The sequence below is a fragment of the Pseudomonas kermanshahensis genome, from assembly GCF_014269205.2.
Taxonomy (GTDB): Bacteria; Pseudomonadota; Gammaproteobacteria; order Pseudomonadales; family Pseudomonadaceae; genus Aquipseudomonas; species Aquipseudomonas kermanshahensis.
Map to the genome: position 1 here is coordinate 5,104,057 of NZ_JABWRY020000001.1, position 21,825 is coordinate 5,125,881.

The 21,825-nt window shown below is 64.3% G+C and carries 22 protein-coding genes; 15 read left to right on the forward strand and 7 right to left on the reverse strand.

Translation table 11 applies throughout. The features are described 5' to 3' along the window. Positions 1-13 precede the first annotated feature (13 nt). From purD to HU764_RS22890, 3 genes are all read left to right on the forward strand, one after another. On the forward strand, positions 14-1,309 hold the full coding sequence (purD, locus tag HU764_RS22880; RefSeq protein WP_186677431.1) for a phosphoribosylamine--glycine ligase: 1,296 nt from the start codon (positions 14-16) through the stop codon (positions 1,307-1,309). 135 nt (positions 1,310-1,444) lie between these two features. Further along, entirely contained in the window at positions 1,445-4,216 is a 2,772-nt protein-coding gene (locus tag HU764_RS22885; RefSeq protein ID WP_085272337.1) for a hybrid sensor histidine kinase/response regulator, read from the forward strand. A gap of 53 nt (positions 4,217-4,269) precedes the next feature. Continuing rightward, complete coding sequence (locus tag HU764_RS22890; protein WP_186677428.1) at positions 4,270-4,866, forward strand: MarC family protein; 597 nt, start codon at positions 4,270-4,272, stop codon at positions 4,864-4,866. Here HU764_RS22890 and HU764_RS22895 read toward each other — a convergent pair. From HU764_RS22895 to cobG, 7 genes are all read right to left on the reverse strand, one after another. Beyond that, positions 4,863-5,486, reverse strand: a complete 624-nt coding sequence (locus HU764_RS22895) for a hypothetical protein (RefSeq protein WP_186702370.1) — start codon at positions 5,484-5,486, stop codon at positions 4,863-4,865. The genes HU764_RS22890 and HU764_RS22895 overlap by 4 nt on opposite strands. Next, positions 5,473-6,120: a hypothetical protein gene (locus HU764_RS22900; protein WP_186702371.1), complete on the reverse strand. Its 648-nt coding sequence runs from the start codon at positions 6,118-6,120 to the stop codon at positions 5,473-5,475. The genes HU764_RS22895 and HU764_RS22900 overlap by 14 nt, the downstream gene beginning before the upstream one ends. 62 nt (positions 6,121-6,182) lie before the next feature. Continuing rightward, a complete protein-coding gene (locus HU764_RS22905) occupies positions 6,183-6,863 on the reverse strand; it encodes a hypothetical protein (protein ID WP_186677423.1) in 681 nt (226 codons plus the stop codon). Positions 6,864-6,963: 100 nt separating this feature from the next. Continuing rightward, the gene (gene cobJ / locus HU764_RS22910) at positions 6,964-8,646 is read right to left on the reverse strand and encodes a precorrin-3B C(17)-methyltransferase (protein WP_186677478.1); all 1,683 of its coding nucleotides are present in this window, start codon (positions 8,644-8,646) and stop codon (positions 6,964-6,966) included. 2 nt (positions 8,647-8,648) lie between these two features. Then, a complete protein-coding gene (locus tag HU764_RS22915; protein ID WP_186702372.1) occupies positions 8,649-9,383 on the reverse strand; it encodes a precorrin-2 C(20)-methyltransferase in 735 nt (244 codons plus the stop codon). Further along, positions 9,380-10,006, reverse strand: a complete 627-nt coding sequence (locus HU764_RS22920) for a precorrin-8X methylmutase (RefSeq protein ID WP_027592587.1) — start codon at positions 10,004-10,006, stop codon at positions 9,380-9,382. Before HU764_RS22920 ends, HU764_RS22915 begins: the two co-directional genes overlap by 4 nt. Continuing rightward, positions 9,999-11,330, reverse strand: a complete 1,332-nt coding sequence (gene cobG / locus HU764_RS22925) for a precorrin-3B synthase (RefSeq protein ID WP_186677421.1) — start codon at positions 11,328-11,330, stop codon at positions 9,999-10,001. The genes HU764_RS22920 and cobG overlap by 8 nt, the downstream gene beginning before the upstream one ends. 132 nt (positions 11,331-11,462) lie before the next feature. Here cobG and cbiE point away from each other — a divergent pair, with 132 nt between their 5' ends. From cbiE to HU764_RS22985, 12 genes are all read left to right on the forward strand, one after another. Next, positions 11,463-12,674 (forward strand): precorrin-6y C5,15-methyltransferase (decarboxylating) subunit CbiE, encoded by a 1,212-nt coding sequence (cbiE, locus tag HU764_RS22930; protein ID WP_186702373.1) that lies wholly within the window; start codon positions 11,463-11,465, stop codon positions 12,672-12,674. Continuing rightward, positions 12,667-13,761 carry a cobalt-precorrin-5B (C(1))-methyltransferase gene (locus tag HU764_RS22935; RefSeq protein ID WP_099430552.1) on the forward strand — a complete coding sequence of 365 codons (1,095 nt, stop codon included), beginning with the start codon at positions 12,667-12,669 and terminating at the stop codon, positions 13,759-13,761. The genes cbiE and HU764_RS22935 overlap by 8 nt, the downstream gene beginning before the upstream one ends. Then, positions 13,758-14,477 carry a cobalt-precorrin-6A reductase gene (locus HU764_RS22940; RefSeq protein ID WP_186702374.1) on the forward strand — a complete coding sequence of 240 codons (720 nt, stop codon included), beginning with the start codon at positions 13,758-13,760 and terminating at the stop codon, positions 14,475-14,477. The genes HU764_RS22935 and HU764_RS22940 overlap by 4 nt, the downstream gene beginning before the upstream one ends. Positions 14,478-14,569: 92 nt before the next feature. Beyond that, complete coding sequence (vapB, locus tag HU764_RS22945) at positions 14,570-14,800, forward strand: type II toxin-antitoxin system VapB family antitoxin (RefSeq protein ID WP_085272331.1); 231 nt, start codon at positions 14,570-14,572, stop codon at positions 14,798-14,800. Then, positions 14,800-15,207 (forward strand): type II toxin-antitoxin system tRNA(fMet)-specific endonuclease VapC, encoded by a 408-nt coding sequence (gene vapC, locus HU764_RS22950; protein ID WP_027592581.1) that lies wholly within the window; start codon positions 14,800-14,802, stop codon positions 15,205-15,207. Before vapB ends, vapC begins: the two co-directional genes overlap by 1 nt. 134 nt (positions 15,208-15,341) lie before the next feature. Then, positions 15,342-15,779 (forward strand): NfeD family protein, encoded by a 438-nt coding sequence (locus HU764_RS22955; protein ID WP_186702375.1) that lies wholly within the window; start codon positions 15,342-15,344, stop codon positions 15,777-15,779. 26 nt (positions 15,780-15,805) lie between these two features. After that, the gene (locus tag HU764_RS22960) at positions 15,806-16,660 is read left to right on the forward strand and encodes an SPFH domain-containing protein (protein WP_186702376.1); all 855 of its coding nucleotides are present in this window, start codon (positions 15,806-15,808) and stop codon (positions 16,658-16,660) included. Positions 16,661-16,854: 194 nt separating this feature from the next. Further along, the gene (locus HU764_RS22965; RefSeq protein WP_186702377.1) at positions 16,855-17,244 is read left to right on the forward strand and encodes a DUF2946 domain-containing protein; all 390 of its coding nucleotides are present in this window, start codon (positions 16,855-16,857) and stop codon (positions 17,242-17,244) included. 46 nt (positions 17,245-17,290) lie between these two features. Continuing rightward, positions 17,291-17,776, forward strand: a complete 486-nt coding sequence (locus HU764_RS22970) for a copper chaperone PCu(A)C (protein WP_027592577.1) — start codon at positions 17,291-17,293, stop codon at positions 17,774-17,776. A 23-nt stretch (positions 17,777-17,799) separates the two neighbouring features. Then, entirely contained in the window at positions 17,800-18,231 is a 432-nt protein-coding gene (locus HU764_RS22975; RefSeq protein ID WP_186702378.1) for a DUF2946 domain-containing protein, read from the forward strand. Between the two features lie 66 nt (positions 18,232-18,297). Continuing rightward, on the forward strand, positions 18,298-20,364 hold the full coding sequence (locus HU764_RS22980; RefSeq protein ID WP_186702379.1) for a TonB-dependent copper receptor: 2,067 nt from the start codon (positions 18,298-18,300) through the stop codon (positions 20,362-20,364). 58 nt (positions 20,365-20,422) lie between these two features. Continuing rightward, positions 20,423-21,790, forward strand: coding sequence for a PepSY-associated TM helix domain-containing protein (locus HU764_RS22985; protein ID WP_186702380.1), 1,368 nt, complete (start codon positions 20,423-20,425; stop codon positions 21,788-21,790). Positions 21,791-21,825: the final 35 nt, after the last annotated feature.

The window sequence follows — 21,825 nt, forward strand, 5'->3', positions numbered from 1 at the left end:
TTGAGGTTTTGACATGAAAGTTTTGATCATCGGCAGCGGCGGCCGTGAGCACGCCCTGGCCTGGAAAGTCGCCCAAGACCCACGCGTCGAGAAAGTTTTCGTTGCCCCGGGCAACGCCGGCACCGCCACTGAAGCCAAGTGCGAAAACGTCGCCATCGACGTCAACGCCCTGGAGCAACTGGCCGACTTCGCCGAACAGAACGTGCAACTGACCATCGTCGGCCCTGAAGCGCCACTGGTCGCAGGTGTCGTCGACCTGTTCCGCAGCCGTAACCTGGACTGCTTCGGCCCCACCAAAGGCGCCGCACAGCTCGAAGGCTCCAAGGCCTTCACCAAGGATTTCCTGGCGCGTCACAAGATCCCGACCGCCGACTACCAGAACTTCACCGAAATCGAGCCAGCCCTGGCCTACCTGCAGGAAAAGGGTGCGCCGATCGTGATCAAGGCCGACGGCCTGGCAGCGGGCAAAGGCGTGATCGTCGCCATGACCCTGCAAGAAGCCGAAGACGCCGTGCGTGACATGCTGGCCGGCAACGCCTTTGGCGATGCGGGTTCGCGTGTGGTCATCGAAGAGTTCCTGGACGGCGAAGAAGCCAGCTTCATCGTCATGGTCGACGGCCACAACGTGCTGCCAATGGCCACCAGCCAGGACCACAAGCGCGTCGGCGACGCCGACACCGGCCCGAACACCGGTGGCATGGGCGCCTACTCGCCTGCCCCAGTCGTGACCGCCGACGTGCACCAGCGCGTGATGGACCAGGTGATCTGGCCGACCGTGCGCGGCATGGCCGAGGAAGGCAACGTCTACACCGGCTTCCTTTATGCCGGCCTGATGATCGACAAGGCGGGCAACCCCAAGGTCATCGAGTTCAACTGCCGCTTCGGTGACCCGGAAACCCAACCGGTCATGCTGCGCCTGGAGTCGAGCCTGGTGCTGCTGATCGAAGCCGCCTTCGCCAAGGCCCTGGACAAGGTTGAAGCCCAGTGGGACCCACGGCCGAGCCTGGGCGTCGTGCTGGCTGCCGGTGGCTACCCGGGCGACTACGCCAAAGGTGACGCGATCAGCGGCCTGGACGCAGCCGCCAAGCTCGAAGGCAAGGTGTTCCATGCCGGTACCACCCTGAAAGACGGCCAAGTGGTTACCGCCGGCGGCCGAGTGCTCTGCGCCACTGCCCTGGGCCAAACCGTCGAAGCTGCTCAGCAGCAGGCCTACCGCCTGGCAGAGCAGGTCAAATGGGACGGCAGCTTCTACCGTACCGACATCGGCTACCGGGCCATTGCCCGCGAGCGCGGTGAACACCAGCAGTAACCTTTACCGAAGCGCCGTGACGCCTTGCGCCCACGGCCTTCGGCTCGTCGACAGGGCCCTTTCTGGGCCTTGCCTTCGACTTGGCGCGCCGCGCATAGTTAGTATCCGGCACATCGGCTAAGAAGGGATTTCGTAGTGCGTCGGCTTCGGATTGCCACAGCTCTGATCGTCAGCTTGCTGACCCTGCTCTGCCTGCTCCCGGCCTCGGCCGAAGAAGGCGGAGGCTGGTCCGTTCTGCTCGACGAACAGGCCAATCTGCAATTAAGCGACGTGCGCTCCGATCGCTACCGCAACCAGTTCAGCCCATTGCTGCTCAGCGACCTGGATGCCGCCCCTGCCGAACAAGCCCTGTGGCTGCACTATCGCCTGGAGCCTGGCGATCAGGAGCAACTGCTGCGGGTGTTCGCCCCAGACCTTTCAGGCCTGGACCTCTACGCCCTCGAGGGCGACAAATTACTGCGTCAGCTGCACCACGGGCGCCAGGCCGGCAATGCCAGCCCGACCCTGCGCGGCAGCGACCATGTGCTGCCATTGCCCAACAGCCGGCAGCCGCTGGACATCTACCTGCGCTTGGTTTCCGAGCACCAATTGCGCCCGGCCATCAGCCTTGAGCCCGCGGCTGTGGCCGCTTCCGACCAGACCCAACCGCTGCTGTTCGGCATGCTGTTCGGCGGCCTGGTGATGCTGATCCTGCACAACCTGATCCGCTTCCTCTATGGCCGCTCCACCACCACGTTGATTTTGGCGCTCTACCACGGCCTGATGCTGCTCAGCGGGTTGATCCTGCTCAACCTCAGCGGCCCCTGGTGGCACGTGTGGCACAGTGCGCAAACGCCAGCGGCCTACCTCACCCTGGTCCTCGCAGGCCTGGCCGGGCTGTATTTCACCCTGCATTTCTTCTCGCCGTGCCATTCGCCGCGGCTCAACCGCCTGTTGCAGGGCGAGATGCTGGTGGCTGCGGTCAGCGGCCTGGTGCTGCTGTTCGTCGACACCTTGCCACTCAACCTGATGACCTATGCCCTGCTGGCCCTGGGCAGCGTCAGCATGCTGCTGGTCAGCGCCTATCACTGGTACAAGGGCTACGCGCCCGCACGCCTGTTCACCCTCGCCATGGGGGTCTACAACCTTGGCGGCCTGGTGCTGTTGCCGGCGCTTCTGGGACTGACCCGCACGTCGACGCCGTGGCTGCTGTGCGTGCTCATGGGCTTGACCGTCATTTGCGGCCTTTTGCTTAACCTGGCGGTCAGCGAACGCCTGCGACGCATGAGCGAAGAGCGCTTCAGCGCCAGCCGCGCCCTGGCCGCCAGCGATGCCGAGATCAACGCCAAGGCCGAGTTCCTGGCCAAGATCAGCCACGAAATCCGCACGCCCATGAACGGCGTGCTCGGCATGACCGAGCTGCTGCTCGGCACGCCGCTGTCGGTCAAGCAGCGCGACTACGTGCAGACCATCCACAGCGCCGGCAACGAGCTGCTGACGCTGATCAACGAGATTCTCGACATCTCCAAGCTTGAGTCCCGGCAGATCGAACTGGACGATGTGCAGTTCGACCTCAATGCATTGATCGAGGACTGCCTGAACATCTTCCGGGCCAAGGCCGAACAGCAGAACATCGAGCTGATCAGCTTCACCCAGCCACAAGTGCCTCGCGTGATCAGTGGCGACCCAACGCGCCTGCGCCAGGCACTGTCGAGCCTGCTGGAAAATGCCCTGAAAAACACCGATCAGGGGGAGATCCTGCTGGTGGTGGCACTCGACCAACGTGGCGAGGCGCCGCGATTGCGCATTGCCGTGCAGGACAGCGGCGAACCGTTGCCCGCCGCTGAGCGCGAAGCCTTGTTGCAAGCCGAGCTGCACAGCCATCACTTCCTCTCCAGCAACAAGCTCGGCGGCCACCTCGGGTTAGTCATCGCCAAGCAGTTGATCGGCCTGATGCAGGGTGAATTCGGCATCAAGAGCAGCAGCGGCATGGGCAACACCCTGTGGCTGACCCTACCGCTGGACCCTTCGCGCCTGGAACAACCGCCCGCCGACCTCGATGGCCCGTTGCGCGACGCGCGGGTACTGGTGGTGGACGACAACGACACCTGCCGCAAGGTGCTGGTACAGCAGTGCAGCGCCTGGGGCATGAATGTCAGCGCGGTGCCTTCCGGCAAGGAAGCGCTGGCATTGCTGCGCACCAAGGCGCACCTGCGCGACTACTTCGATGCCGTGCTGTTGGACCAGAACATGCCCGGCATGACGGGCATGCAACTGGCGGCCAAGATCAAGGAAGACCCAAGCCTTAACCACGACATCCTGGTGGTAATGCTAACGGGCATCAGCAACGCGCCGAGCAAAGTCATCGCACGCAATGCCGGGGTCAAGCGGATACTCGCCAAACCGGTGGCAGGCTATACGCTGAAGACCACACTGGCCGAAGAGCTGGCCCAGCGCGGCCGTGAGCAAGCGGTGCCGGCCACCCCTCCCGGTGTGCCGCAAGCACTGGACCTGCCCCGCGACTTCCGCGTGCTGGTCGCCGAGGACAACAGCATCTCGACCAAAGTGATCCGCGGCATGCTGGGCAAGCTCAACCTTGAGCCAGACACGGCCTGCAATGGTGAAGAAGCGTTGCAAGCCATGAAGGCGCAGCGCTATGACTTGGTGCTAATGGATTGCGAAATGCCCGTGCTGGATGGTTTCTCGGCCACCCAGCAACTGCGCGCATGGGAAGCCGCGCACCAGCGTCCACGTACGCCCGTGGTCGCGCTGACCGCGCACATCCTTGCCGAGCACAAGGAGCGCGCCAAGTTGGCGGGCATGGATGGGCACATGGCCAAGCCGGTGGAGCTGTCGCAATTGCGCGAGCTGATCCAGTATTGGGCGAATCACCGGGAAGCCAAGACGGATCCGGCGCCTATCCCCTAAGCAATGCCGACGATGCATCGACAGGCACCCACCGCAGCCGAGGATCCCAACCCATGCTCCATGAGTTGTTCAGTGTCTACCTGAAGATGCTCGTGCTCTACAGCCCGTTCTTTGTGCTGTCGTGCTTCATCAGCCTGACCCGCGGCCATTCCAGCAAAGAACGCAAGCAACTGGCCTGGAAGGTTGCCCTCGCCGCCCTGGTCGCCAGCGTGCTGTTGTACCTGTTCGGCCGGGCGATCTTCGGCATTTTCGGCATCACCGCCGACGCCTTCCGCATCGGTGCCGGCAGCGTGCTGTTCATCTCGGCGTTAGGCATGGCGCAGGGCAAACCGGCGGTGCAGGCCGACAACGTGCAGCAGGACGTGACCATCGTGCCCTTGACCATCCCGCTGACCGTCGGCCCCGGCACCATCGGTGCCCTGCTGGTGATGGGCGTGGGCCAGCCGCATTGGGACGATAAATTGCTGGCCATCGCCAGTATCGCGCTGGCCAGCTTCACCGTGGGCCTGGTGCTGTACCTCTCGCACGGCATCGAGCGCATTCTCGGCGACCAAGGCCTGCAGATCGTCAGCCGTTTGATGGGATTGTTCGTCTGTGCCCTGGCGGCGCAGATCATCTTTACCGGGATCAAGGGTTACCTGGTACCCTAAAAATCCGCCTTTTTGATCTCCTCCAGCGCGGTTTTCACCAGCGCACGTTCCACCCCGCTGCGACGCTCTTGGTCGAACAGGCGCGTATTGAACCGCACCAGCTCTGCCATCACGCGCATGTTGCGGCGCTCACGAAACAGAAAACCGGCCGTGAATGCAGCGCGGCCGCCAGCCTCGTGATACAGCACAATGTCTACATAGTTGGCATTCACGGGCGCGCAGGACATCAGCTGAAACTTCCCTTGTTCACCGCTTCGCTTCTCAAAATGCAGCAAAGGCGTATCGTTCTTCTTCAATTTCTCCAACGCCAGTGCCATGTAGGTTGAATGGCTATCCCCCGCGACCGCATCGATCGCACTCAGCACTTGATCGACTATTACCACGCGCTGAGGGTCAGGCCAGTGGACCTCTTCTGCGGTCTTCGCATCCCACCCAAGAAACATCAGCTTCTTGCGGTAGTAGTGGTATTGGTCCTTGGCAGCTTCCTTCTTCATGTCCGTCAAGGTCACGGTCTCAGCCCACAACGCGGCAAGCTTGATCGCGTTGCGCTGTCGAAGGCTAACGCCAGGGATAAACGAAACCAGGCTTGCGCCAACCACATCGGCTTCATGTTCGTGCATGGTCATGCTCCGGTTTTAGCAGGCCCAGGTTCCTGATGTGTGCCGCGTTCTGCGTGCGCTCAAGCAGGTCACGCAGCTCTTTGCGATTGGCGTCAGAAACGAACTCGCCCAGCGTTGCGCCACTGGCGCGCAAGTCGATACCGTTGGTTGAACACTGCGGGGTTTTGAACGCTACACCACACAGGTCGAGGACAGCACCAGGCAGCAACACGCCCAACTCTTGAACGACTGCCGTGGTCTTACCCTGCATGGCCTGGGTAAAGGGCCGCACGGCGTGCTGCGCCTCATCTTGCGAAAGCGCGTTGATGGCCGCTTGCAGATGGCCTGACAGGCTGGGATGACGACCCTGCAAATAACCTGTGAGGCAGTCTGCTGATGCTCGTAGCACGTCGCCCTGCATGCGCGGGTAGTCACTGTGACTGAAGGTGATGACCCAACCACGCTCTTCCAGAGCCGTTCGATAGCCGCTGTACCAAAGCCCGTAGCGGGCAAATCGTGGGCCGTTCAATTTGTCCGAGCGCAGTTGGGCAAACAGTATCGAGTCCAATGCATATTGCAGCGTGGGTTGCGCCGTCTCGTCGACCAATAAGGCCGTTCCGCCAACGAGCCACAAGGAATAGACTCCCTTACTCATCGGGTTACCTCGCATTTCAAACACACAGAAAGAAGTACGGGGCCCGAAAGCCCCGTTCAATATCAAATGTCGAATTCACTGGCTGCCTTGACGGCCTTGTCGATCAAGCGTTTCTCGACCGAGGCGCGCACCGCGTCGGTGTAAACCACGTCGTTAAAGCTGAGCACGGCCGAGCCACAGTAGCGGTCCTTGCTCGAACTCTTCCATTCGAACACCGTGGTATTCAGGTCGTTTTCGCTCGGTGAGGCACTGAATGCGTTTACCAGCATGAACAGTTCGCCTTCAGGCGTTTCGATGCAGGCCCCAAGACCCGTCGTCGAGACTGGATGCCCTTTGACGTTCTGCTGGTAGACCTGCTGCGCTTCCTCGATATTGCCCAACGCGCTGATGGCATCGCCCGCCAGCTTGGCCATGGCCTCGCCTACTGGCCCACCGAGCAGTGCTTTACCGGCGGCGCTAGCGACCTTGAAGGCAATCGGGCCCAAGGTCAGCGATCGGCTCTGGTCATAATCCCGCTCGTAAGAACGCTTGCCAGCAACCCAACCAAGCGTACGCATCACTTCCAGAAACTTGTTGAACCAGGCCTCGGATTCGCCATCGCGATCATGCAGCTTGGACGCCACGCGAGAGGCAAACTGGAAGGTGGTCTTGGCATCACGCCGGCTTTGCGCCGACATGCCAGCGCTGAGCGCCAGAAGCGATTGTTCGACAACGGCAATGCTGTTAGTGCTTACATCGGTCATGTGCAGAATCCTTGAAGGCCCCCGACGGGTATCGTCGAGGGGCCTTCACCCTAAGCTGCAAACAACCGCGGTACAGGCATGAACGGGTTCCCTCGGCGCCTCACTCGGCGCTCGGGTACCAACGCGGCGTGTACACCCACGGGGTGCCATCGGCCTTGGGGAACTGACAGGTCGTGGAAGAACCCAGCAAGACCATGGTGCGCATGTCGACCATTTCTGGCACCAGTTCGGCCAAGGAGACTACCTTGAGTGTCTGCCCTGGCCTACCGATGTCGCGGCCAAGGACTACAGGCGTGTTCCCATCACGGTGCTGTCGCACGATCTCCAGCGCACGCCCGAGCTGCCAAGGCCGCGAGCGGGAAATCGGGTTATAGAACGCCAGAACCAGATCGGCCTGGGCCGCCAGGTCCAGGCGATGCTCGATGACCGACCACGGTTTGAGGTTGTCCGACAGCGACATCACGCAGAAGTCGTGCCCCAGCGGCGCCCCCGCTTGGGCAGCGGTGGCCAGCGACGCCGAAACACCCGGCAGGATCTCCAGATCGACCCGCTGCCAGGCCGGGTCGCTGGAGGCGTGCAGTGCTTCGAGCACGGCGGCGGCCATGGCGAAGACACCCGGGTCACCCGACGACACCACCACCACCGAGCGCCCTTGTGCAGCAAGCTCGAAGGCATGGCGAGCACGCTGCATCTCTTCGCGGTTGTCGGTGCAATGCTGCACTTGGTCTGCACGGAACGGCCCGGCCATGCGCACGTAGGTTTCGTAGCCAAGGATGTCCTGGGCGCGTGCCAGCTCTGCCTTGACCGCCGGCACCATCAACTCGGCAGCGCCAGGGCCGAGGCCGATCACCGCCAGGCGGCCACGGCGGCGGCCGATCCGCTCGGCATCCACCGGTGCCGAAGCCACTGCGATGACGGCATTGGCCTGCTCGATCAACTGCACGTCAGGCAGCGCCTGGGCCACCATGCCACGCAGGTCGCCAGGCTTGGCCGCGAAACGCAGCGCCACACCCAGCGCCTGCGCCGCCTCGTGCAAGGCGGCATCGGCCATGGCGTGCTCGCTCGCCAGCAGGCAGGCCAACGACTGCTCGGCAATGCCCGCGTCATTTAGCGCCGTGCGAATGCCGTGCAGGTCTGCGGTATCGACGCCCACAACCACCGAACGCGGGTGGATCAGCAACTCGTCCCGGCTGCTCGCACGTGCCTGATGGCCGACATGAATCGTGCGCCGGGCCGATTCGCTGGCAGGCAACTGCGCCTGATCCAGCCACGGCGCAGCCCCTTCGACGCGCACCGTCTCGCCGGCCAACAGGTCGGAAACAAAGCGCTTGCCTTGCTCGATATCCGCCAGGGCATAGCCCTGTGGCGGGTTCAGCAGGCAGGTGCCGAAGCGCAGCTCGCCACTGGTGGTGATCGCAGCCGCCACGCCCAGAGCCTCGCCAATTTCGCGCGCCATCACGTTCACACCACTTAGGCCACCGAGCAGCGGCACGACTGCGCTGCCATCCTCGGCCACCGCCAGTACGGGCGGTTCGACGCCTTTCTCGCTGAGCACGCAGGCCAGACTGCGAATGACAATACCGGCGGCGCACAAGGCGATGATCGGCGTGTCCTGCTGATACAGCGCGCGCAGGGTGTCGCCAAACGAGGCGTACGTTTGATCGACGCCCTCGACACGGCCACTCAGGCCATGAATCACCGCCTGTGGATAACGCTGCTGGATACGCTGCGCCGTGGCCAGGCTACCTGGCCCCAGAATGACGATTGCCGGTGCCTTGTGCATGCTCATCCCTGCCATTTTTCACCCGGCACGATGATCAGCGAGAAGTACGGCGACGACAGGGGGTCGACGTCCGCCAGCGGCACGATCTTCTGGTTGGCCATGGTCGCCCGCTCGACATACAGCGCACGCCCGTCCAGGCCCAGCTCGGCCAGCACGTCACGCACCTTGGGGAAGTTGCGGCCCAGCTTCATGATCACCGCGGCATCGGCATCGGCCAGGCGCCGCTTGAGCTCCTCGGCCGGCAGCACGCCCGACAGCACTGACAGGCTCTGGTTGCGGTACACCAACGGCGCGCCGAGCACCGAGGCGCCCCCAAGCATCGAGCAGACGCCAGGAATCACTTCAGCCTCATAGCGCTGCGCCAGGCGGTCATGCAGGTACATGTAGGAGCCGTAGAAGAACGGGTCGCCCTCGCAGATCACCGCCACATCGCGGCCGGCGTCCAGGTGCTCGGCAACCTGCACGCTGGCTTCATCGTAGAAGTCGCTGATGACCTGTTCATAGGACAGCGGTGCCGGCAGGGCCTCGGTGGTGACCGGGTAGACTAGCGGCAGCAAGGTTTGCTCTGGCTGCAGGTGCGCCTCGATGATGCCGAACGCATTGCCGCGCTTGCCCTTGGCCACGAAGTAGCCAACCACCGGCGCCTCGCGCAACAGGCGCAGCGCCTTGACGGTGATCAGTTCAGGGTCGCCGGGGCCTACGCCCAGGCCAAGCAGACGTCCACGTGGTGCCATCATTCCACCTCCGTGGCAAGGGCGTTGACTGCCGCGGCGGCCATCGCACTACCGCCCAGGCGGCCTTGCATGATCACGAACGGCACGCCACGGCTGTCGGCGGCGAGCATGGCCTTGGATTCGGCCGCACCGACGAAGCCGACCGGGAAGCCGAGGATCAGCGCAGGCTTGGGTGCGCCGGCGTCGATCATCTCCAGCAGGTAGAACAGCGCGGTCGGGGCGTTGCCGATCACCACCACGCTGCCTTCAAGGTACGGCCGCCACAGCTCCAGGGCCACGGCGGAACGGGTATTGCCGGCGTCTTTGGCCAGGCCAGGCACGCTCGGGTCGCGCAAGGTGCAGACCACTTTGTTGTCGGCGGGCAGGCGCGCGCGGGTGATGCCTTCGGCGACCATGTGCGCATCGCAGAGGATAGGTGCGCCCTTGGCCAGGGCTTCACGGCCGGCGCGGCCGGCCCCTTCGGAGAACTGCAGGCCGTCGATGGCTTCGACCATGCCGCAGGCATGGATCACGCGCACGGCGAGCTTTTCGAGGTCTGCGGGTATCCGCTCGAGTCGGGCTTCCTCACGGATGATCCGGAAGGAATTGCGATAGATCTCCTGACCATCGCGGATGTAGTCAATCATCAAGGTGCTCCGTCGGCAGGTCGAGCATGGCGCCTGCTTCGTTCAAGGTGAGGTCGATGCCACGCAGGGCGCCGAAGCCCGGCAGGCGCGCATCGCGCACATACAGGTCGTAACGGCCCGGTGAACGGGCCAGCAAGGTGGCCGGGGCAATATGGGCCACGGCGCAGGATCGGGGGCACCCGGACAGGTGCACGCTGCCCGGCACGCCAGGGCCCAGCAGCGCGGCCAAAGCCACGGCATCGGCCTTGGTTTCGCCCTGTGCCTTGGCGCAGCCACTGCTGCCGGTGCAGGCGCTGATGCGGGCCAGTGGCTCGTGGCTGTGGCACAGCAGGCCCAGCGTGGACAACTCGCCCTGGGCTTGCGTGATCTGGCCCGGGTCGAGATTGGTCAGCACCAGGCTTTGCCAAGGGCTCAGGCGCAGGCTGCCGTCGCCCTGGTGCCGGGCGATGCGCGCGGCACCCCGCAGCATCTCGGGGGTCAAGCGGCCCTGCGGCGGAGCAACGCCCAGGGCGAGACCGTGGGCTTGTGGCAACACACCCAGCCACTCGGGTTGGCGTGTCGGGCGGCGCCATTCAAGCACGGCGGCATCGCGGCGGATGTCCAGGCCGAGCCCTTCGACGAACGCCGCGGGCGAATAGCATTCGAGCAACTGGCGCATGCGCGACTGGTCCACAGCGGCCAGGTCAAGGAAGCGCTCCAGCACCGCACGGACCAGGGCCAGGCCCTGCTCCACCGGCACCGCCCCGAGCACCTGGCCATCGGCGGGGCAGCCCGCCAGGCCAAACGCCAGCCACGTCCGCTGCTCGATAGGCAGCGCCGAGAGCCACAGGTCATGCGGATGCTCAAGCATCGCCAGGCCTTCGCCGGCGTCCAGTAGCACGGCGAACTTCGCCGACAACTGGTGAAAACGCGGCGTGCCTTCCAGCAGGTCGAGGATCTGCCCCGCCAGCGGCCGGGCATCCAGCAACATGGCAGGGTCATGCCCGGCCAGCGGGCTGAGCATCAGGTTGCGCACATCGTCACCGGCGGCTTCGCGCGGGCCCAGGCCTGCCGCGAGCAGCCTGGCGATCAGGCCTTGGTGGTCGCTGCCAATACCGCGAATCTGCAGGTTGCCGCGGTTGGTTGCCTCGATCACGCCACCGGCAAAGCGCTCGGCGGCCTCGGCCACGGCATCGGCCTGGTCGGCCAGCAGCAGGCCACCCGGCAGCTTGATGCGGCAAATGCCGCCATCACGGGCACTGACGATGCGCCACAACCCCGGGCAGGCCGAGGGGCGAGGTGAAACGTCGGGGGCATGGGCCTGCTTCAAAGGGGTGTCCGGCAATCTGTGAAAGTGCGCTTGAGTGTAGAAGGCGCGGTATTATGCCTGCTTTGTCCGGCGGCATGAAAAGCCGGTGGTCGAGCTTATCGTTTACCCGGGGCGCGAAGCGGCCTCAGAAATGGCGGATTGAAACACATGGCACCCTGGCTGACAGTAGTAGGCATCGGCGAAGACGGCTTCAATGGCCTTGGCAAGCAGGCCCGGCGTGCCCTGTTGGGCGCTTCGCGGATCTTCGGCAGCCCGCGCCAACTGGCTTTACTGCCACGCTGCGTGGTCGGCGAGCGGCTGCTTTGGCCAACCCCTTTCTCTTTGGCGCCCGTGCTCGCCCAGCGCGGCGAACCGGTCTGCGTGCTGGCCAGCGGTGACCCGATGTTCTTCGGCGTCGGTGCCAGCTTGGCGCGCCAGGTGCCCGCCAGCGAGATGCGAGTGCTGTCGATGCCTTCCTCGTGTGCACTGGCCGCCGCCCGCCTCGGCTGGCCGCTGCAGGACGTGCAGGTGGTGTCGGTGGTCGCCCGGCCGCTGGCGGCGCTCAATGCACACCTGCACAGTGGCACCCGCCTGTTCGTACTGAGCAACGACGGTGACAGCCCAGCAGCAATCGCCGCACAACTGTGCGAGCGTGGCTTCGGGCCGAGCCGCCTGCGTGTGTTCGAACACTTGGGTGGCACAGATGAACGCGAAGTGGCGGGCACCGCCCAGGACTGGCCTCACACCCAGGTTGCAGCGCTCAACCTGGTGGCCATCGAGTGCCTCGCCGCGCCCGACGCCCACCGCCTGCCACAGGTCGCCGGGCTGCCGGACAGCGCCTTCCTGCACGACGGCCAACTGACCAAGCGCGATGTCCGCGCCATCACCCTGGCCCGCCTCGCCCCCCTGCCCGGCGAGCTGCTGTGGGACGTGGGCGCGGGTTGCGGCTCGATCGGCATCGAGTGGATGCGCGCCCACCCCGCCTGCCGTGCGCTAGCCATCGAGGCCGACGCAGGGCGCCAGGGTTTTATCGAACACAATCGCGATGCGCTGGGCGTTCCCGGCCTGCAACTGGTCCGTGGCAAAGCGCCTGAAGCCTTGGCAGGGCTTGAGCAGCCCGACGCGGTCTTCATTGGTGGCGGGGTAACGCGTGAAGGCGTGCTCGACCTGTGCTGGCAGCGCCTGCGCCCCGGCGGGCGACTGGTGGCCAATGCGGTCACCCTGCAAAGCGAACTGGCCCTGGCGCACTTTCGCGAGCGACACGGTGGTGAATTGACCCGCATCCATGTTGCCCATGCGCAGCCGCTGGGCACGTTCGACACCTGGCGCCAGGCACTGCCAATCACCTTGCTCGATGTGGTGAAGCCCCTCGATGCGTGAAGAAACCCACGAGCAGCCCGCGCCCCTGCGCAGCGGCCTGACCACCGGCAGCTGCGCTACCGCCACCAGCCTCGCGGCGGCGCGCCTGCTGCTGACCGGCGTCTGCAGCGACGCCGTGAGCATCACCCTGCCCAAGGGCAAGGTCGTGCAGATGCGCCTGGAGTTTTGCCGCCGCGATGGCGAATATGCCGAAGCCGGCACGCTGAAGGACGCCGGTGACGATCCGGACGTGACCCATGGTGCCCTGCTGTTCAGCCAGGTCCGCCTGCTGGCAGAGCCCGGCATCCGCTTCGTCGCAGGCCAAGGCGTCGGCACCGTGACACGCCCGGGGCTGGTACTGGCGGTGGGCGAACCAGCGATCAACCCAGTGCCCCGGCGCATGATGGGCGAACACCTGCAACGCCTGGCTGACGAGTGCGCCTACCGCGGCGGTTTCGAAGTCACGGTCAATGTTCAGGGCGGTGAACAGCTGGCATTGAAAACCATGAACCCGCGCCTGGGCATCCTCGGCGGGCTGTCGATTCTGGGCACCAGCGGCATCGTCCGGCCGTTTTCCTGCGCGGCCTACATCGCCTCGATCCATCAGGGCATCGACGTGGCCCACACCAACGGCTACACGCACATCGCCGCCTGCACCGGCAATGCCAGCGAAGACACCATGCGCCGGGTCTACGGCCTGCCGGAAATCGCCCTGATCGAGATGGGCGACTTCGTCGGCGCCGTGCTCAAGCACCTGCGCAAGGTGCCGGTACCCCGCCTGAGCCTGTGCGGGGGGTTCGGCAAGATCAGCAAGCTGGCTGCCGGGCACATGGACCTGCACAGCCGCCACTCAAGCATCGACCTGCCGCAGTTGGCCGGCTGGGCAGCGGATATCGGCGCCGACGCAAACCTTCAGGCCGCGATCATCGCCGCCAACACCAGCCAGCAAGCCCTGGCGCTGGCGCATGCCGCAGGCATCGCCCTGGGCGACGCCGTCTGCGCGCACGCGCTGGCCTTCGCCCGCAGCGTGGTGCCGCCGCAGGTGCAGGTAGAGGTGTTCGCCATCGACCGCCAAGGCGGCATCGTAGGCCAGGCAGGTGTGCAATGAGCGCGCGCATCCTGCTGCTGGGCGGCGTCACCGAGGCCCTGGCCATCGCCCGCCAGTTGGGCCCGCAGCACGTCTACAGCCTGGCAGGCATCGGCCGCGTACCGCAGGACCTGACCTGCCAGGTGCGCGTCGGCGGCTATGGCGGTGCTGAAGGCCTTGCCCAGTACCTGCGCGAGGCGGGCATTACCCTGCTGATCGATGCCACCCACCCCTATGCCGCGCAGATCAGCCGCAACGCCGCCCTCGCTTCACGTCGTGCGGGTATCCCCTGCTGGGCGCTGCGCCGCCCCGCCTGGCAGGCACAGCCGGGTGACGATTGGCGCGAAGTGGACGACTGGGCGGGGCTGATCGAGGCGCTCGCGCCATTCCGGCGGCCGCTGTTCACGCTGGGCCGCGAGCCGCTGCAACACCTGGCAGAGATCCCGCCGGATCAGTTCTGGACCTTGCGCGCACTGGAGGCCTGCCCCGGTAACGAACGTTGCGAGGTTATCGGCGCACGCGGGCCATTCCGAATCGAAGACGAACGTGTGTTGTTCGCGCGCCGCAAGATCGACGTCCTGATCAGCAAGAACAGCGGCAGCGTGGCGACCGAGCCCAAGCTGGACGTGGCGCGGGAGCTAGGGATACCAGTATTGATCCTGCGGCGGCCGGAACTGCCGGTGGTCGATGAGACATTCATTCACTCAGACGCGTTGCTTGCCAGGCTGACGCTTTGACTGCTCGCCAGTCATGACGTATATCCCATTGACATATACGACATGCAACCTAAACTTCTGTCACACATTGTCGCTACCCTAGGAGGCCCATCATGGAGCAAGGTGCTGTCTTCAAAAGCAACCGCAGCCAGGCCATCCGCTTGCCAAAATCCGTCGCACTTCCCGATGGCATCACCCGAGTGGATATTGTTGCAGTTGGGCGTACGCGCATCATCACACCTGCTGGTGAATCATGGGACAGCTGGTTCGAAAGTGAGCCTGCAAGCGCGGATTACATGGCCAGCCGTGACCAACCTGCAGACCAGGAACGTGAAGGTTTTTAATGCTCAGGTACCTGCTCGACACCAATATCTGCATTTTCACGATCAAGAATAAACCGCAACGCGTCCGCGAAGCGTTCAATCGCCATCACGGTCAATTGGCGATCAGCACAATCACTTTGATGGAACTGATCTACGGCGCTGAGAAGTCGGATCATCCTGAGCGCAATCTCTCGGTGGTCGAGGGCTTTGCCGCGCGCCTTGAAGTACTCGATTACGATAGCCATGCGGCTGAGCACAGTGGTCAGCTTCGTGCGGAATTGGCCAGATCAGGGACCCCCATTGGTCCTTACGACCAACTGATTGCCGGGCATGCCCGAGCGCTTGGCTTAATTTTGGTGACTAATAATGTGCGCGAGTTTCAACGAGTACCCGGTCTAAGGGTTGAAGACTGGCTCGTTTCGCCCTGACAGCGTAACGGTTAGTTCTGCTGTCCTACAGCGCCTATCGACTTTGCCACCGCTTCACGCGGTCGCACTCGAATGGCCTTTGCTCGCTCCGTTGCCTTAGACTTCAGCCCTCTCCCCCAGAAGGCTTCATTCATATGGACATGCAATGGTGGATATGGCTGGTCTTCGGTATCGCGCTGATCCTGCTCGAACTGGTCCTGCCCACGTTCTTCATTCTCTGGTTCGGTATCGGCGCCGTGCTGGTTTCGCTCATCTCGCTCGCCGCGCCCAGCCTGCAACTGGATATGCAGATGCTGCTGTGGGTGCTGCTTTCTTCAGTCACCACTGCGCTGTGGTTCAAGGTGTTCCGGAACAAGAAGCCGGATGTGCGCTGGACAGCCGACAGCGTGATTGGCGAAGTCGGCCTGCTCACCGCCAGCGTTTCCGAGTTCCAGAAAGGCTGCGTGCGTTTCCAGAAGCCAATCCTCGGCAACGAGGAATGGACCTGCGTCGCCGACACTGACATTCCATCCGGCGAGCGCGTGCGCCTTACCGCCATCGAAGGGAACACCGCCCGCGTCATCCGGGCCTGAATCCGTCCTAAAAGGAAGTTCGTATCATGACCAGCCTTATCGTCGTGGGCGCCCTCGCCCTGTTCGTCCTGATCACCGTGTTCAAGGGGGTGCGTATCGTGCCTCAGGGCGAAGAGTGGATCGTCGAGCGCCTGGGCCGCTACAACAACACCCTCAAGCCCGGCCTGAACATCGTCATTCCTTACGTGGACGTGGTCGCCTATCGCCTGCCCACCAAAGACATCATCCTCGATGTGCAAGAGCAGGAAATCATCACCAAAGACAACGCGGTGATCGTCGCCAATGCCCTGTGCTTCGCCAAAGTGGTCGACCCACAGAAGGCCTCCTACGGCGTGCAGAACTTCTCCTTCGCCGTCACCAGCCTGACCATGACCTCGCTGCGCGCCATCGTCGGGGCCATGGACCTGGACGAGGCCCTGTCCAGCCGTGAACAGATCAAAGCACGCCTGCGCGAAGCGATGTCCGAACAGACCGAAGACTGGGGCGTGACTGTGCGCTCGGTAGAAATTCAGGACATCAAGCCGTCACAGAACATGCAACTGGCCATGGAGCGCCAGGCCGCCGCCGAGCGTGAACGTAAAGCCGACGTGACCCGTGCCGAAGGTGCCAAACAGGCCGCGATCCTCGGGGCAGAAGCGCGTCTGCAATCGGCCAAGCTGGACGCCGAAGCGCAAATCAACCTGGCCGAGGCTTCGGCGCGGGCGATTTCGCTGGTCAAGGACGCGGTGGGTAACGAGACCGTGCCGGCCATGTACTTGCTGGGCGAACGGTACATCGGCGCAATGGAGAACCTGGCCAGCAGCGACAATGCCAAAGTCGTGGTGCTGCCGGCCGACCTGCAAGAAACCGTGCGCGGCTTGATGGGCCGCAACAAGGTTTGAGATTGCCGGGGCCGCTCTGCGGCCATTCGCGGGGCAAGCCCGCTCCCACACCCTGTGGGAGCGGGCTTGCCCCGCGAATGGGCTGCAGAGCAGCCCCCAAAACCCCCGCCAACTGCGTCACTTCACCGCACCCCACCTTTTTTACCTATACTGCGCCTTACAATAGCCACCACGATTCCTGACCGGATCTCTCCATGCCCCCACGTCGGCACATTGCCTGGATAGCCTGCCTAGCAGTGCTGTTCAACCTGCTGGCCATGCCGCTGTCCTCTGCCGCGCCCAAGGGCCCGGCCGAGCAGTTGCTGTGGGGGACGTTCTGTTCCAGCATGGCCAACAAGGCCAAGGTCGACGTCCAGGCCCTGGCCAAGATCGACCTCGGCCCGCAGAGCGATGACAGCGCCAGCATGATGAACTGCTGGTGCTGCTCCGGTGCTGCCCCGCTGCTGGCCCTGCCGGGCTACCCGCCGCAGTTGCATAACCCGCCGCCCCTGCACGCCGGGTACTCGCCGCAGCTTGCCGATTACCAACCCACGCCGCGCCAGCTATGGCCCGCGCTCAACCCCCGCGCCTCCCCTTTGGTCTGAGTTGCTCACGCTGTCTGCCTGAACCTGAACAGATCGGAGACTCACTATGCTCAAGCACGCTCTCGTCGTGGCTGCCCTGCTGCTGCCCAGCGCCTTCGCCACTGCCCATGAATACACCGTGGGCGACCTGCACATCGCGCACCCCTGGTCGCTGCAACTTCCACCGAATGCACCCAACGTCGCCGCCTATTTCGTCGTGCACAACAATGGCCAGGCGGATGATCGTCTGCTCAGTGTCGACAGCCCCATCAGCGACGACGCCCAATTGCACGAGCACGCCATGACGGCCAGCGGCACCATGAAGATGCAGCAGGTGCCCAACGTGGTAGTGCCCGCTGGCAAGGAGGTGACCTTCGCCCCCAGCGCCTACCACGTGATGCTGATGCAGCCTAAAGACCGCAGCCTGCTCACCGACGGCAAGCGTTTCCCGCTGACCCTGCATTTTGAAAAAGCCGGTGACGTCACCGTCGAAGTCGCCGTGCAGAAAGAGGCGCCCTCGGGAACGCCCCAGGCCCACGAACACGCGCACTGACCATTAGCTGACAGGCACTCGCCATGAGCCTGCCGCGCAACAGCCTCAGCCGTACCACCCGCCCTGAACGCAGGCGCGTCGGTGGCGGTTGGCTGAGCCTGTTCGCCATGTGGATGATCTTCATCGGCCCGCTGATTTCCCAGTCGATGCCGATGGATCACCACGCCGGCATGAACATGCCGATGGACATGTCGATGCCCACCGGGCATCAGCATGGCGCCGACTCGCATCACGGCCACGGTGACGATGGCCAATTGCATGTGATGTGGGAAAAGTGCGGTTACTGCAGCCTGCTGTTCAACTGCCCCGCACTGCCACAAACCCTCAGCCCGCTCAGTGCCAGCATCGTAGTACCCACCACCCACCTTACTGCCGCCACGCACCAGGGGCATGCCCGGCAGGCTGTATTCCCTGGCGCACGCAGCCGCGCACCGCCTTCCTCGATCAGCGTCTGAACACCCATTGTTCGCACGGAGCCAGGAGGCTTCGCGCCCACTCATGACTGATCGACTGGAATCATTATGTCCGGCTGCACCCCTGTTTTTGCCCTGTCCCTGCGTGGGGCCATCGCCGCCGTGTGCGGTTCGCTGCTCGCGCCCGTGGCCCTGGCCAGCGACCTCGGCCACGCTGACCACGCGCACGACGCACCCGAGCTGAGCCCGACGGTGATCACTGCCGTGGCGCCCAGCTCGCCGCTGACCGTGGTCACCAACCCGAAAGACCCTCGCCAGCCGGTACCGGCCAGCGACGGGGCCGACTACCTCAAGACCATCCCTGGCTTCTCGGCCATCCGCTCCGGCGGCACCAACGGCGACCCGGTATTGCGCGGCATGTTCGGTTCACGCCTGAACATCCTCACCAATGGCGGCGTCATGCTGGGCGCCTGCCCCAACCGCATGGATGCCCCCACCTCGTACATCTCGCCGGAAACCTACGACCGCCTGACCGTGATCAAAGGCCCGCAAAGCGTGATCTGGGGGCCTGGCGGTTCGGCCGGCACCATCCTCTTCGAGCGTGAGCCCGAACAGTTCGGCACCCTCGGCAGCCGCGTCAACGCAAGCCTCTTGGCCGGCTCCAATGGCCGCTTCGACAAAGTGCTGGACGCCGCCGCAGGCAACAGCCAGGCCTACGCCCGCTTCGTCGGCAACCAGTCGCGCTCGGACGACTACCACGACGGCAACGATGACACCGTGCCCTCGCGCTGGGACAAATGGAACGGCGATGTGACCCTCGGCTGGACCCCGGACCAGGACACCCTGCTGGAACTCACCGCGGGCAAGGGCGATGGCGAAGCACGCTATGCCGGGCGCGGCATGGACGGCTCGCAGTTCAAGCGTGAAAGCCTTGGGCTGCGCTTCGAGAAGTCCAACCTCGGCGAGGTGCTCGACAAGGTCGAGGCACAGGTCTACTACAACTACGCCGACCACGTGATGGACAACTACAGCCTGCGCACGCCCTCGGGCAGCGGCATGATGGGCATGCCGATGGTCAGCAACGTCGACCGCCGCACGATGGGCGCCAGGGTCAAGGCGACCTGGCGCTGGGCCGACGTGCAACTGGTCAGCGGTATCGATGCGCAGACCAACGAACACCGCCAGCGCGGCGGCATGGGCGTCGATGCGCACAAAGGCCAGGCCTGGACCAAGGATGCCGATTTCCACAACTACGGTGCCTTCAGTGAGCTGACCTGGTACGTCAGTGGCGAGGACCGGCTGATCACCGGCGCCCGCCTGGACCGCGCCTCGGCCCGCGACTTCCGTAAAGGCAGCGCCACCGAAGGCGACACCCGTGCAGACACCCTGCCCAGCGGTTTCGTCCGTTACGAACATGACCTGGCGGCCATCCCCGCTACCACCTACGTCGGCCTCGGCCACGCCCAGCGCTTCCCCGACTACTGGGAGCTGTTCTCGCCCAAGTTGGCGCCAGCCGGCGCAGCCAACGCCTTCGACGGCATCAAGCCGGAAAAGACCACCCAGCTCGACTTCGGCATCCAGTACCGTGACGCCCGCCTCGAAGCCTGGGCATCGGGTTATGTCGGGCAGATCCGTGACTACATCCTGTTCGACTACCGCACCGGCATGATGGGCATGAGCACGTCCCAGGCCCAGAACATCGACGCCCGCATCATGGGCGGCGAAGTGGGCGCGGCCTACAAGCTCAGCGAAAATTGGAAGGCCGACGCAACCCTGGCCTACGCTTGGGGCAAGAACAGCAGTGATGGCAAAGCGCTACCTCAAATGCCGCCCCTGGAAAGCCGCCTGGGCCTGACCTACAGCCGCGACGTCTGGAGTGTGGGTGCGCTGTGGCGGCTGGTGGCCGCACAAAACCGCATCGCCGAGAACCAAGGCAACGTGGTCGGCAAGGACTACGAAAAGAGCGCGGGCTTTGGTGTGTTCTCGCTCAATGGTGCCTACAAGGTGAACAACAACCTCAAGCTCAGCGCAGGGGTCGACAACCTGTTCGACAACACCTACGCCGAGCACTTGAACCTGGCCGGGAACGCCGGGTTCGGCTACCCGGCCACAGATCCACAGCCGGTGAACGAGCCAGGCAGGACCTTCTGGACCAAGGTCGATTTCAGCTTCTGACAACAACAACGGGCGCGGCCACGGTCGCGCCCCTCACCTGGTCAAACAGGAGGTTCCCATGCGCGGAACACGCATCTCTTTCTACAACCTGGCCTGGCGTTGGCATTTTTACGCGGGGCTGTTCGTCGCCCCGTTCATGATCCTGCTGGCGATCACCGGGATCATCTACCTGTTCAAGCCGCAGCTCGACCCGCTGCTGTACCGCGACCTGATGGTGGTCGAAGCCGGCCATCAGCGACAGGCCGCAGATGTGATGCTGGCCGAGGTACGCCAGGCGTATCCGCAAGGCCATGTGGGGCAGTACCTGCCGCCCCTGAATGCCGAACGCAGCGCGCAGTTCGTGGTGCATGACGGCGGCCGTGAACTGAACGTGTTCGTCGACCCCTACAGCGGCAAGCTGCTCGGTGCGCAGGACGGCAAGCAGAACCTGCAAGCGATTGCCCGTGCCCTGCACGGCGAGTTGATGGTCGGTACGGTCGGTGACCGCCTGGTGGAGCTGGCGGCAGGCTGGGGCATCGTGCTGGTGGTGTCCGGCCTGTACCTCTGGTGGCCACGTGGGCGCAACAGCGCGGGCGTGCTGTGGCCGCGTTTTTCCGCACGCGGTCGGCTGCTGTGGCGTGACCTGCATGCAGTGACGGGTTTTTGGGGCTCGGCCCTGCTGCTGCTGATGCTGCTCAGTGGCATGACCTGGACGGGCCTGTGGGGCAAGCAATACGCCGATCTGTGGAACCGCTTCCCCGCCGCGATGTGGAACGACGTACCCAAGTCCGATCAGCAGGCAGGTGAGCTCAACAGCGCCCATCGCCAGACGGTGCCTTGGGCAATGGAAAACACCCCCATGCCGCAGTCCGGCGCCCATGCCGAACATGCCGGGCATCACATGATGTCGAATGCCCCGGCAGCGCCGCAGGTGAGCCTGCAGCAGGTCGAGGACATCGCCACTGCGCGCCAGGTCGAACCGGGCTACAGCATTACCTTGCCGACCACGGCCGACGGCGTGTTCACCGTTGCGGTATTCGCCGACGACCCGCGCAACGATGCCACGCTGCATGTCGACCAGTACACCGGCAAGGTGCTGGCCGACGTGCGCTGGCAGGATTACAGCCCGGTTGCGCGTGCCACCGAGCTGGGCGTGATGCTGCATGAGGGCAAGATGTTCGGGGCGTTCAACCAGGCCATCATTCTGCTGGTGTGCCTGATGATTTTGCTGGGTTCGGTCAGTGGCCTGGTGATGTGGTGGAAACGCCGGCCGGCTGGCGGGCTGGGAGTGCCGCCGCTGCGCCATGACCTGCCGCGCTGGAAGACGGCAGTTGCGGTGATGGTGGTGTTGGGGGTGATGTTCCCGCTGGTGGGGGTGTCGATGGTGGTGATGTGGCTGGTCGATAGCCTGGTGGTGCGCAGGCGCCGAGTGCTGGCCAGCGCCTGATCCTTGCTGTGACCTTACGGGCCTCTTCGCGGGAC